The organism is Streptomyces sp. R11 (assembly GCF_041051905.1).
Classification (GTDB): Bacteria; Actinomycetota; Actinomycetes; order Streptomycetales; family Streptomycetaceae; genus Streptomyces.
In genome coordinates, this window is the sequence record NZ_CP163432.1 from 6,740,077 (window position 1) to 6,753,285 (window position 13,209).

The window sequence follows — 13,209 nt, forward strand, 5'->3', positions numbered from 1 at the left end:
TTGATTATTCGGCACTCTCAGTCATCTCGGGCTGCCAGTACTGCTCTTCGGAGCGTGGAACGCTGATCACGAGTGGCGAGTGTGTCGGGCACGCTGTTGGGTGTCTGAAGGTACGGCCGGTATGGCTGCCTTCAGTTGCCGGCGCCGGTGTAGCACCACTGTGGTGGTGTGTGACGGTGTACTGGTCGTTGTTTGAGAACTGCACAGTGGACGCGAGCATCTGTGGCCAAGTTTTTAAGGGCGCACGGTGGATGCCTTGGCACCAGGAACCGATGAAGGACGTGGGAGGCCACGATAGTCCCCGGGGAGTCGTCAACCAGGCTTTGATCCGGGGGTTTCCGAATGGGGAAACCCGGCAGTCGTCATGGGCTGTCACCCTTGCCTGAACACATAGGGCAAGTGGAGGGAACGCGGGGAAGTGAAACATCTCAGTACCCGCAGGAAGAGAAAACAACCGTGATTCCGGGAGTAGTGGCGAGCGAAACTGGATGAGGCTAAACCGTATACGTGTGAGACCCGGCAGGGGTTGCGTATACGGGGTTGTGGGATCTCTCTTCTGTTGTCTGCCGGCAACAGGACGAGTCAGAAACCGTTGATGTAGGCGAAGGACATGCGAAAGGTCCGGCGTAGAGGGTAAGACCCCCGTAGTCGAAACGTCAGCGGCTCGTTTGAGAGACACCCAAGTAGCACGGGGCCCGAGAAATCCCGTGTGAATCTGGCGGGACCACCCGCTAAGCCTAAATATTCCCTGGTGACCGATAGCGGATAGTACCGTGAGGGAATGGTGAAAAGTACCCCGGGAGGGGAGTGAAATAGTACCTGAAACCGTGTGCCTACAAGCCGTGGGAGCGTCGGATACGTGCTTGCACGTATCTCGTGACTGCGTGCCTTTTGAAGAATGAGCCTGCGAGTTTGCGGTGTGTTGCGAGGTTAACCCGTGTGGGGAAGCCGTAGCGAAAGCGAGTCCGAATAGGGCGATGTAGTAGCGCGCTCAAGACCCGAAGCGGAGTGATCTAGCCATGGGCAGGTTGAAGCGGAGGTAAGACTTCGTGGAGGACCGAACCCACCAGGGTTGAAAACCTGGGGGATGACCTGTGGTTAGGGGTGAAAGGCCAATCAAACTCCGTGATAGCTGGTTCTCCCCGAAATGCATTTAGGTGCAGCGTCGTGTGTTTCTTGCCGGAGGTAGAGCACTGGATAGGCGATGGGCCCTACCGGGTTACTGACCTTAGCCAAACTCCGAATGCCGGTAAGTGAGAGCGCGGCAGTGAGACTGTGGGGGATAAGCTCCATGGTCGAGAGGGAAACAGCCCAGAGCATCGACTAAGGCCCCTAAGCGTACGCTAAGTGGGAAAGGATGTGGAGTCGCAGAGACAACCAGGAGGTTGGCTTAGAAGCAGCCACCCTTGAAAGAGTGCGTAATAGCTCACTGGTCTAGTGATTCCGCGCCGACAATGTAGCGGGGCTCAAGCGTACCGCCGAAGTCGTGTCATTCATACAAATAGCCCCAACGGGTGTATGGATGGGTAGGGGAGCGTCGTGTGCCGGGTGAAGCCGCGCCGGAAGGCAGTGGTGGACGGTTCACGAGTGAGAATGCAGGCATGAGTAGCGATTCACACGTGAGAAACGTGTGCGCCGATTGACTAAGGGTTCCTGGGTCAAGCTGATCTGCCCAGGGTAAGTCGGGACCTAAGGCGAGGCCGACAGGCGTAGTCGATGGATAACCGGTTGATATTCCGGTACCCGCTGTGAAGCGTCAAACATCGAATCCAGTAATGCTAAGCCCGTGAAGCCGCCCTGATCTCTTCGGAGTTGAGGGGAGTGGTGGAGCCGGTGACCCGAGCTGGTAGTAGGTGAGTGATGGGGTGACGCAGGAAGGTAGTCCATCCCGGGCGGTGGTTGTCCCGGGGTAAGGGTGTAGGCCGTGCGGTAGGTAAATCCGTCGCACACAAGGCTGAGACCTGATGCCGAGCCGATTGTGGTGAAGTGGATGATCCTATGCTGTCGAGAAAAGCCTCTAGCGAGTTTCATGGCGGCCCGTACCCTAAACCGACTCAGGTGGTCAGGTAGAGAATACCGAGGCGTTCGGGTGAACTATGGTTAAGGAACTCGGCAAAATGCCCCCGTAACTTCGGGAGAAGGGGGGCCATCACTGGTGAGGGAACTTGCTTCCTGAGCTGGGGGTGGCCGCAGAGACCAGCGAGAAGCGACTGTTTACTAAAAACACAGGTCCGTGCGAAGCCGTAAGGCGATGTATACGGACTGACGCCTGCCCGGTGCTGGAACGTTAAGGGGACCGGTTAGTCAGGATTCGTCCTGGCGAAGCTGAGAACTTAAGCGCCAGTAAACGGCGGTGGTAACTATAACCATCCTAAGGTAGCGAAATTCCTTGTCGGGTAAGTTCCGACCTGCACGAATGGCGTAACGACTTCTCGACTGTCTCAACCATAGGCCCGGTGAAATTGCACTACGAGTAAAGATGCTCGTTTCGCGCAGCAGGACGGAAAGACCCCGGGACCTTTACTACAGTTTGATATTGGTGTTCGGTTCGGCTTGTGTAGGATAGGTGGGAGACTGTGAACTCTGGACGCCAGTTCAGGGGGAGTCGTCGTTGAAATACCACTCTGGTCGTGCTGGATGTCTAACCTGGGTCCGTGATCCGGATCAGGGACAGTGTCTGATGGGTAGTTTAACTGGGGCGGTTGCCTCCTAAAGAGTAACGGAGGCGCCCAAAGGTTCCCTCAGCCTGGTTGGCAATCAGGTGTTGAGTGTAAGTGCACAAGGGAGCTTGACTGTGAGACCGACGGGTCGAGCAGGGACGAAAGTCGGGACTAGTGATCCGGCGGTGGCTTGTGGAAGCGCCGTCGCTCAACGGATAAAAGGTACCCCGGGGATAACAGGCTGATCTTCCCCAAGAGTCCATATCGACGGGATGGTTTGGCACCTCGATGTCGGCTCGTCGCATCCTGGGGCTGGAGTCGGTCCCAAGGGTTGGGCTGTTCGCCCATTAAAGCGGTACGCGAGCTGGGTTTAGAACGTCGTGAGACAGTTCGGTCCCTATCCGCTGCGCGCGTAGGAATATTGAGAAGGGCTGTCCCTAGTACGAGAGGACCGGGACGGACGAACCTCTGGTGTGCCAGTTGTTCTGCCAAGGGCATGGCTGGTTGGCTACGTTCGGGAGGGATAACCGCTGAAAGCATCTAAGCGGGAAGCCTGCTTCGAGATGAGTATTCCCACCCACTTGATGGGGTAAGGCTCCCAGTAGACGACTGGGTTGATAGGCCGGATCTGGAAGCACGGTAACGTGTGGAGGTGACCGGTACTAATAGGCCGAGGGCTTGTCCATAGAGGCTCGCGTCCACTGTGTTGGTTCTGAAACCACGAACAGCCCCGTATGGCCACATGCGGTGCGGCTGACAGTTTCATAGTGTTTCGGTGGTTATAGCGTGAGGGAAACGCCCGGTTACATTCCGAACCCGGAAGCTAAGCCTTACAGCGCCGATGGTACTGCAGGGGGGACCCTGTGGGAGAGTAGGACGCCGCCGAACTCCTTTTAATAGGGTTGGACCCGGAACTTCGGTTCCGGGTCCAACCCTTTTTTGTTGTGCGTCACCTGAAGTTCACGTTTCGCAACCAACATCCCACACATGGGTACTGCTGCAATGCTCAGGGCCGCCGGCGTCGGAGTCGGTGACGAGGTTGTCGTACCGGCCTTCGGGAACGTCGAAGTCGCCGAGGCTGTGATCCTGGCCGGGGCGCTGCCGGTGTTCGCCGACATAGATCCGGTGACGTACTGCCTGGACGCCGGCGCTGTCGAGGCGCTCGTCACCTCGCGGACGGCGGCTGTCGTCGCCGTACACCGTTTCGGCCGGTGGGCCGACATCGCGCGGTTGCACGAGATCGGGCAGCGGCATGAGCTGTTGGTGCTGGAGCAGGGCGAGTCCGAGGCTCCGTACGACGAGATCGCTCAGCGTCGGCAGCGGGCCGCTTACCTGGACGGGAAGTTGAAGGGCGTGCAGACGCCCGATGGTGGTGACGGGCACACCTATCAGCAGTACGTCGTGCGTGTACCGGGGAATGGGCGGCCGGATCGCGACGCATTCGCTCGGGCCGTGCGGGCCAGGGGAGTTGAGTGCCGGGTGCCGGTGAAGACGCCTGTGCACAGGCTGCCCGAGTTCCGGCGGTGTGTGTCCCTGCCGGAGACCGAACGAGCGGCTGACGAAACGTTGGCTCTGCCCGTCGACGCGTCTCTGACCAAGAAGGACATGCAGCGGATCGTGTCCGCCTGCAATGCACTCGGGGGACTTCTCCAGCCCGCGTTCTGAGCGGGTTTGGGAGCACGGGTGTGTTCGGGGTATGATCTATTCCGTTGCCGCGAGGGAAACTTCGCAAAAGGTGACAGGCCCCTATAGCTCAGTCGGTAGAGCGTCTCCATGGTAAGGAGAAGGTCAACGGTTCGATTCCGTTTGGGGGCTCCAGACTGAAGGCCCCGCCCAATTGGGCGGGGCCTTTTGCATGTCTTCCCCGTGTCGCCCTCGGTCCTAGTCCTTGTGAAGGCCAGGGACGCGCATGGCCAGGATGGCCATGTCGTCGGACGGGGCGTCCGAGGCGAAGCGTTCGACCGCGCGCATGATGCGGGCCGCCACTGCGCCCGCCGTCAGGCCCGTGCAGGTGGTGAGGACGTCGGTGAGGCCGTCGTCGCCCAGCATGCGGCTGCCCTCGCGGCGTTCGGTGACACCGTCCGTGACGCAGAGGAGGACGTCACCGGGGTCGAGGGTGACTGTCTGCTCGTAGAGCTCCAGGTCGTCCATGACGCCGAGGAGAGGCTGGGGTTCGGCTGCCGGTTCGACTGTGCCGTCCTGGCGCAGGCGGAGGGGGAGCGGGTGGCCGGCGCAGACCACCTTCAGCTCGGCGCTGCCGTCCTCCTGGGGCCTCAACTCGCCGTAGAGGAGCGTCAGGAAGCGGCTGCGGGCGCCCTCGTCGAGGATGGCGGAGTTGAGGCGCTCCAGCACCGCAGGGCCGCTGAGACCCTCGCGTGCGAGGAGCCGGAGTGCGTGCCGGGCGAGGCCGGTGACCGCCGCCGCGTTCGGGCCCGTACCGCAGACGTCGCCGATGGCGAAGCCGTAGGCGCCGTCGCTGATCGGGAAGAGGTCGTAGAAGTCACCGCCGACCTCGTTGCCCTCGCCGGCCGCGCGGTAGATGACCTCGACCTCGACGCCGTCGATCAGGGGCAGCTCGGGCGGCAGGAGGCTGCGCTGGAGGGACTGGCTGATGGCGGTGCGCTCGGAGTAGAGGCGGGCGTTGTCCAGGGCCAGGGCGGCCCTTCGCGAGAGGTCCTCCGCCAACTCCAGGATTTCCTGGCGGAAGTGTTCGTCCGTCGGCTTGCCGAGCGTCAACATGCCGATGACGCGGTTGCGGGCCACCAGCGGCAGTACGACCGTCTCGCCGCCCACCGCGGACGCCGTGGCCAGGGTGGGGCCGATGCCGATGCCCGAGCTGACCCGGTGCGGGGGCTCGCCGAGGCCCAGGCTGCGCATGGAGGTGCGCAGGGCCGCCTGGTGGGCCGCCTGGGCCGGGGCCGACCAGACGCGGGCGCCGGGGGTGGGGACGGGGTCGGGAGGGGAGATCTTCGACAGCAGAGACTTAATGCCGTCGATGAGTTCCTCGTCCTCGTGCAGGACGTACGACAGGTAGGGCTCGGAGGCCTGGTCGGCGATCGTGTAGACCGCGCACCAGGTGGCAAGGGTCGGTACCGTCATCTGGGCCATCAGGGCCAGGGTCTGGTCACGGTCCAGGGTTCCGGCGAGCAGGTCGGAGGCCTCGACGAGGAAGCTGAGCGACCCCCGGCGCAGGCGTTCCAGTTCGCCCAGGCGGGCCGACTCCACGGCCAGGGCGATGCGGTCGGCCGCGAACTGGAGGCGAAGCGCCTCCTCGTTGGAGTATCTCGCGGGGGCCTCGGCAGCGACGCCGAGGGAGCCGGTGAGGCGGCCCTCGACCTTCAGGGGGACCGTGACGACCGAGCGCATTCCGGTGCCCCTGAGCAGCGGGACGGCGCCGGGGACCATCGTGAGGTCCTCGTGGACCGCCGGCATCCGGGCCGAGCCGTAGCGGCCGGGGCCCGCCTCGACGGGCACGCGCGCGAAGCGCTGACGGGCGGAGGGCAGGCCGGTGGAGGCGCGGACCTCCAACTCCGTCTCGTCGTCGGTCGCCAGGAGCAGGAACGCCGAGTCGCCGTCGAGCATGTCCCGGGCGCGTTCCACCGTGCGCTGGAGGAGGCCGTCGAGGTCGTCCGGGGCGGGTGAGCCGATGAACACCTCGAACGGGTCGGTGCTCTGCGCCTCGTTGGTGCTGTCGGATGCCGGGATGCGCAACGGGGTCTGCAGAACAGCCCGTTCGTGGTCCCGGACCAGAAGGCAGACCGTTGACGGTTCGCCGCCCGTGTCACGGACGCGGAGGTGGGAGGCGTACACCGGCGTGACGCGGCCGTTGGCGCCCCTTATGCCGTAGCTGCCTTCCCAGCGCGAGAGTTGCAGGGCCTCGGCGATTCCGGTGCTCGTGCCCGGGGTGTGCGGCCAGGCGGCGAGGTCGGTGAGGGGCTTACCGGTGACCTGCTCGGCCGCGTAGCCGAAGAGGTCCTCCGCGTCCTCGTTCCAGGACGAGATGGCGCCCGAACGGTCGATCTGGACCACCGCGACGCGGACGCGGCCGTCGGCGAGGGGGAGGAGGTCGGACGGCAGGGACGGGCCCGCTGCGCGGGTGCCCACAGGGCGCTCGGGGAGGTCCAGTTGGAACCAGACCTGCTTGTGCGTGGGTGTGTACTCGACGCCCCAGCGGCCGGCCAGGGCCGCGCACAGCTGGAGGCCGCGGCCACCCTCGCGGTCGGGGCTGCCCATGTTGACGGGCGAGCCCTGGAGGGGGATCTCGCGCTCCGGATACCGGTCGGCCACCTCGACGCGTACGCCGTCGTCACTGCGCAGACACAGAACGTCGGCGGACGTACCCGCGTGCACGACGGCGTTCGTCACCAATTCACTGGTGAGGACTACGGCGTCGTCGACGATGTCGGCGAAGCCCCAGCCCTGGAGTGTGTCGCGGACGAAGGAGCGCGCGCTCGCGACCGATCGCCCGACGGGGTCGAAGCTGGCTGCCGCGCGCGCGGTGATCACAGAACTCCTCGTCCGGTTGTCGACGTGCAAGGCCCCGTGGCCGGCGAGCTCGCGCCGCTGGTGCGGCATCTGCGCGCCCGTCGGCCGCTCCGGGGATTGTCCCCCCGGGATCAGTCCGGTGGTCATGTCCGGCTGCCCCTCCGATGCCCGCTCGTTGCTCCTCCTGCCACCGCCCAGGCCGGACGGACCGGCGCGGCTGGACAGCCGCATGCAAGGTTACTTACCTTCGCCGTCCCTGCGGATGCCGGTCTGCAGTGTTTCCGTCCGGAGGGTGTGCGGACGATGTGCGAAGCTGCCGAACTGTTATGGCCGGGTTCGGCGGGGGTGAAACACTGGGCAAGCTTCTTGTGAAGGTCCGGGCAGGCCGAGTGTCGTTCGCGTATCGCGGGCAGCAGCACGTGGTGTGGCCTGGTATATCCGGCAGGAATACCCAGCAGTAACGGGTACGCCGAACAGTAGAACCCGAGCACAGCAGTAACGGTCGACCCCTGCGGGAGGGACACAGTGGAGTCTGGCGCAGCGACGCGGGGCACTAAGACGCGCGCGAAAGGCGGACAGTCCCTGAGGAACGAGCGCAAAACGCGAGGCGGGACCACTGCGGTGGACACGGCTGCCCTGAACCGGCTGCTGACGGCCCTTGTGTCGATGCGCGACGGGAACTTCCGGAAGCGGCTCACGGTGTCCGGGGACGGCGTGATGTCGGAGATCGCGGCCGTCTTCAACGAGGTGGCCGACCGCAATCTCCATCTGACGGGTGAGTTGGCGCGGGTGCGGCGCATGGTCGGCCGCGAGGGCAAACTCACGGAGCGGCTGGAGACGGGCGCCTGTGAGGGTTCCTGGGCGGCCGCCGTCGACAACTCCAATGCCCTGGTCGACGACCTCGTACGGCCCGTCTCCGAGGTCGGCCGGGTGCTGTCCGCGGTGGCCGACGGTGATCTGTCGCCGCGCATGGAGCTGCGGACGCAGGCCCAGGACGGGACCGGGCATCCCCTGCGGGGGGAGTTCCTCAAGGTCGGGCGGACTGTAAACAACCTTGTCGATCAGCTGTCGACGTTCACCGACGAGGTCACGCGTGTGGCCAGCGAGGTGGGCACCGAGGGCAAGCTCGGCGGGCAGGCACGCGTGCGTGGCATGTCGGGTTCGTGGAAGGACCTCACGGACTCCGTCAACACCATGGCGTACCGGCTGACGGCCCAGGTGAGGGACATCGCACTGGTGACCACGGCCGTTGCCAAGGGTGATCTGTCCCGGAAGGTCACGGTCCACGTGGCCGGCGAGATGCTGGAGCTGAAGAACACCGTCAACACGATGGTGGACCAGCTGTCGTCCTTCTCCTCCGAGGTGACGCGAGTCGCGCGCGAGGTGGGCACCGAGGGCGAGCTGGGCGGGCAGGCGCAGGTGCCCGGTGTGGCCGGCGTGTGGAAGGACCTCACCGATTCGGTGAACCTCATGGCCGGCAACCTGACCGCGCAAGTGCGAGGAATCGCGCAGGTGACGACCGCGGTCGCCAATGGTGACCTGTCGCAGAAGGTGACCGTGTCGGCACGCGGCGAGGTCGCTCAGCTCGCGGACACGATCAACCAGATGACCGAGACGCTGCGGATCTTCGCGGACGAGGTCACGCGCGTGGCCAACGAGGTCGGCGCGGAGGGCCGGCTGGGCGGCCAGGCGAACGTGCCGGGCGCGGCGGGCACGTGGAAGGACCTCACGGACTCCGTCAACACGGTGTTCCGGAATCTGACCATTCAGGTGAGGGACATCGCGGCGGTCACCACGGCCGTGGCCAATGGTGACCTGTCGCAGAAGGTCACGGTCGACGTGGCCGGCGAGATGCTCGAGTTGAAGAACACCGTCAACGGCATGGTCGACCAGCTGTCGTCGTTCGGTTCCGAGGTCACGCGTGTCGCGCGTGAGGTCGGTGTGGAGGGTGAGCTCGGCGGTCAGGCGCAGGTGCCTGGGGCCGCGGGGACCTGGAAGGACCTGACGGACTCCGTCAACACCGCGTTCCGCAACCTCACCGGACAGGTGAGGAACATCGCTCAGGTGACCACGGCGGTGGCCAACGGTGACCTGTCGCAAAAGGTCACCGTGGACGTCTCCGGCGAGATGCTCCAGCTGAAGAACACCGTGAACACGATGGTGGACCAGCTGTCGTCGTTCGCCGACCAGGTCACGCGCATGGCCCGGGACGTGGGCACCGAGGGCCGGCTGGGCGGGCAGGCGGTGGTACCGGGTGTGGCCGGTACGTGGAAGGAGCTCACCGACTCCGTCAACGGGATGGCGGGAAACCTGACCGCCCAGGTGCGCAACATCGCCCAGGTGACCACGGCGGTCGCCCGGGGTGACCTGTCCCAGAAGATCGACGTCGACGCGCGCGGCGAGATCCTGGAGCTGAAGAACACCATCAACACGATGGTCGACCAGCTGTCGTCCTTCGCCGACCAGGTGACCCTGGTCGCGCGTGAGGTGGGTACCGAGGGTCGCCTGGGCGGACAGGCGCAGGTGCCCGGCGTCGCCGGTGTGTGGCGCGACCTGACCGACTCCGTGAACGGCATGGCCTCCAACCTGACCGGCCAGGTGCGCAACATCGCCCAGGTCGCCACGGCCGTGGCCCGGGGTGACCTGTCCCAGAAGATCACCGTGGACGCGCGCGGGGAGATCCTGGAGCTGAAGAACACCCTGAACACGATGGTGGACCAGCTGTCGTCGTTCGCCGAAGAGGTCACGCGTGTGGCCCGTGAGGTGGGCACCGAGGGCATCCTCGGCGGGCAGGCCGAGGTGCAGGGTGTCTCCGGCACCTGGAAGGACCTCACGCAGTCCGTGAACTTCATGGCGAACAACCTGACTATCCAGGTGCGCAACATCGCCGAGGTCACGACGGCGGTCGCCAAGGGGGACCTGTCGAAGAAGATCACTGTCGACGCAAAGGGCGAGATCCTCGAGCTCGTCACCACCGTGAACACGATGGTGGACCAGCTGTCGTCCTTCGCCGAGCAGGTGACCCGAGTGGCCCGTGAGGTGGGCACCGACGGCATCCTCGGTGGCCAGGCGCACGTGCCGGGGGCCACGGGCATCTGGAAGGACCTCAGCAACAACGTCAACCTGATGGCCAACAACCTGACCGTCCAGGTGCGGAACATCTCCCAGGTCGCGGCGGCGGTCGCCAACGGCGATCTGACGCGGACGGTGACGATCGAGGCGCGCGGCGAGGTCGCGCAGCTCGCGGACACCTTCAACACCATGGTGAAGACGCTGAGTTCGTTCGCGGACCAGGTCACCAAGGTGGCCCGCGAGGTGGGCACGGACGGCATCCTGGGTGGTCAGGCGCATGTGCCGGGTGTGGCCGGTACGTGGAAGGACCTCACCGAGTCCGTGAACCAGATGGCGTCCAACCTGACCGGTCAGGTGCGCAACATCGCCATGGTCACGACCGCCATCGCCAAGGGTGACCTGACCAAGAAGATCGACATTGACGCCCGGGGCGAGATCCTCGAGCTCAAGACGACGATCAACACGATGGTCGACCAGCTGTCGTCCTTCGCGGAGGAGGTCACCCGAGTCGCCCGCGAGGTGGGCACCGAAGGACAGCTCGGCGGTCAGGCACGCGTGCGTGATGTCGACGGCACCTGGCGGGACCTCACCGAGTCCGTGAACGAAATGGCAGGAAACCTCACTCGGCAGGTGCGTGCCATCGCGCGCGTGGCGACCGCGGTGACCCGCGGTGACCTGAACCTGAAGATCGACGTCGACGCGTCCGGCGAGATTCAGGAGCTCCAGGACTACATCAACAAGATGATCGCCAACCTGCGCGACACCACGATCGCCAACAAGGAGCAGGACTGGCTCAAGGGCAACCTCGCCCGGATCTCGGCACTCATGCAGGGCCGCCGCGATCTGGCGGACGTCGCCTCGCTGATCATGAGCGAGCTGACGCCGGTGGTGACTGCGCAGCACGGTGCGTTCTTCGTCGCCATGCCGCTGCTCGACGGCAAGGACCTGGCGGCCGAGAACGATGACCAGTACGAGCTGCGGATGCTCGGGTCGTACGGCTACTCGATGGGTTCCATGCCGACGTCCTTCCGGCCCGGTGAGGCGCTCATCGGGACGGCCGCCGAGGAGAAGCGCACGATCCTGGTGGAGAACGCGCCCAGCGGCTATCTGAAGATCTCCTCGGGACTCGGTGAGGCGCCGCCCGCGCAGGTGATCGTCCTTCCGGTGCTGTTCGAGGGCAAGGTGCTCGGCGTGATCGAGTTGGCTTCCTTCACGCCGTTCACGCAGATCCAGAAGGACTTCCTCAACCAGATCGCCGAGATGATCGCGACCAGCGTCAACACCATCTCCGTCAACACCAAGACCGAGGTGCTGCTGAAGCAGTCGCAGGAGCTGACCGAGCAGCTCCGTGAGCGGTCGGAAGAGCTGGAGAACCGGCAGAAGGCCCTTCAGGCGTCCAACGCCGAACTGGAGGAGAAGGCCGAGCTGCTGGCCCAGCAGAACCGCGACATCGAGGTGAAGAACACCGAGATCGAGGAGGCGCGGCAGGTCCTGGAGGAGCGCGCCGAACAGCTCGCGGTCTCCATGCGCTACAAGAGCGAGTTCCTCGCCAACATGTCGCACGAGCTGCGTACGCCGCTCAACTCGCTGCTGATCCTGGCCAAGCTGCTCGCCGACAACGCGGAGGGCAACCTCTCGCCCAAGCAGGTCGAGTTCGCCGAGACCATCCACGGCGCCGGCTCCGACCTGCTCCAGCTGATCAACGACATCCTCGACCTGTCGAAGGTCGAGGCGGGCAAGATGGACGTCTCCCCGACGCGTATCGCGCTCGTGCAGCTCGTCGACTACGTGGAGGCCACCTTCCGGCCGTTGACCGCGGAGAAGGGCCTGGACCTGTCCGTACGGGTCTCGCCGGAGCTGCCCGCCACTCTGCACACCGACGAACAGCGGCTGCTGCAGGTGCTGCGCAACCTGCTGTCCAACGCGGTGAAGTTCACCGACTCCGGGTCGGTCGAGCTGGTCATCCGGCCCGCCGGGACGGACGTGCCGCAGAAGATCCGGGAGCAGTTGCTGGAGGCCGGCTCGCTGACCGAGGCGGACGCGCCGCTGATCGCGTTCTCCGTGACCGACACCGGCATCGGGATCGCGGCCAGCAAGATGCGGGTGATCTTCGAGGCGTTCAAGCAGGCGGACGGCACGACCAGCCGTAAGTACGGCGGTACGGGGCTTGGGCTGTCGATCTCGCGGGAGATCGCGCAGTTGCTCGGCGGTGAGATCCACGCGCAGAGCGAGCCGGGACGCGGCTCGACGTTCACGCTGTATTTGCCCCTGCACCCGAGCGAACTGCCCCCACACGGCTACCAGCAGCAGTTGCCGTCCCTCGACGCGGGCGATCTGGTGGCCTCGGCCGCCGAGCTGGCGGAGCTGGCCGACGTGGAGATCGAGACGCCGGCCGAGGTGCGGTCGTACCGGGAGACGCAGAACGGTGCCGCGGCGCTCTTCAGGCGCCGCCGCAGGGCCGCCAGTGAGCTGGAACAGCGGCCGGCGCAGCAGGAGCAGTGGTCGGCGCCCGAGCAGACCAGGACGCCGCAGTCGCTCCGGGGCATCCGCTTCGGTGGCGAGAAGGTTCTGATCGTGGACGACGACATCCGCAACGTCTTCGCGCTGACCAGTGTCCTGGAGCAGCACGGCCTGTCCGTGCTGTACGCGGAGAACGGCCGTGAGGGCATCGAGGTCCTGGAGCAGCACGATGACGTGGCAGTCGTCCTGATGGACATCATGATGCCCGAGATGGACGGATACGCGACGACCACGGCGATCCGCAGGATGCCGCAGTTCGCCGGGCTCCCGATCATCGCGCTGACCGCCAAGGCGATGAAGGGCGACCGGGAGAAGGCGATCGAGTCGGGCGCCTCCGACTACGTGACGAAGCCGGTCGACCCCGATCATCTGCTGGCGGTGATGGATCAGTGGATGACCGAGCAGTGACGGCAGCTGACAGTGTTCACGCGGAGTTGCTGACTCAGTGTGCTCGAAGCCGTGTAGAAGTGCG

The 13,209-nt window shown here is 65.1% G+C and carries 3 protein-coding genes, 1 tRNA gene and 2 rRNA genes; 5 read left to right on the top strand and 1 reads right to left on the bottom strand.

Annotated features, from left to right (window positions below; translation table 11 throughout):
- Positions 1 to 224 precede the first annotated feature (224 nt).
- From AB5J55_RS31145 to AB5J55_RS31160, 4 genes are all read left to right on the top strand, one after another.
- A 23S ribosomal RNA gene (locus AB5J55_RS31145) occupies positions 225 to 3,346 on the top strand.
- 85 nt (positions 3,347 to 3,431) lie between these two features.
- A 5S ribosomal RNA gene (rrf, locus tag AB5J55_RS31150) occupies positions 3,432 to 3,548 on the top strand.
- Between the two features lie 114 nt (positions 3,549 to 3,662).
- Positions 3,663 to 4,325: a DegT/DnrJ/EryC1/StrS family aminotransferase gene (locus AB5J55_RS31155; protein WP_369276345.1), complete on the top strand. Its 663-nt coding sequence runs from the start codon at positions 3,663 to 3,665 to the stop codon at positions 4,323 to 4,325.
- A 77-nt stretch (positions 4,326 to 4,402) separates the two neighbouring features.
- Positions 4,403 to 4,478, top strand: a tRNA-Thr gene (locus AB5J55_RS31160).
- 63 nt (positions 4,479 to 4,541) lie between these two features.
- Here AB5J55_RS31160 and AB5J55_RS31165 read toward each other — a convergent pair.
- Positions 4,542 to 7,292 carry a SpoIIE family protein phosphatase gene (locus tag AB5J55_RS31165; RefSeq protein WP_369273794.1) on the bottom strand — a complete coding sequence of 917 codons (2,751 nt, stop codon included), beginning with the start codon at positions 7,290 to 7,292 and terminating at the stop codon, positions 4,542 to 4,544.
- A 378-nt stretch (positions 7,293 to 7,670) separates the two neighbouring features.
- Here AB5J55_RS31165 and AB5J55_RS31170 point away from each other — a divergent pair, with 378 nt between their 5' ends.
- The gene (locus AB5J55_RS31170; protein ID WP_369273795.1) at positions 7,671 to 13,145 is read left to right on the top strand and encodes a HAMP domain-containing protein; all 5,475 of its coding nucleotides are present in this window, start codon (positions 7,671 to 7,673) and stop codon (positions 13,143 to 13,145) included.
- Positions 13,146 to 13,209: the final 64 nt, after the last annotated feature.

What these genes read in the sequence shown, in the direction of transcription:
- AB5J55_RS31165 (WP_369273794.1), bottom strand. Translation starts at nt 7,292, where the DNA reads ATGACCACCGGACTGATCCCGGGGGGACAATCCCCGGAGCGGCCGACG.
- AB5J55_RS31155 (WP_369276345.1), top strand. Translation starts at nt 3,663, where the DNA reads ATGCTCAGGGCCGCCGGCGTCGGAGTCGGTGACGAGGTTGTCGTACCG.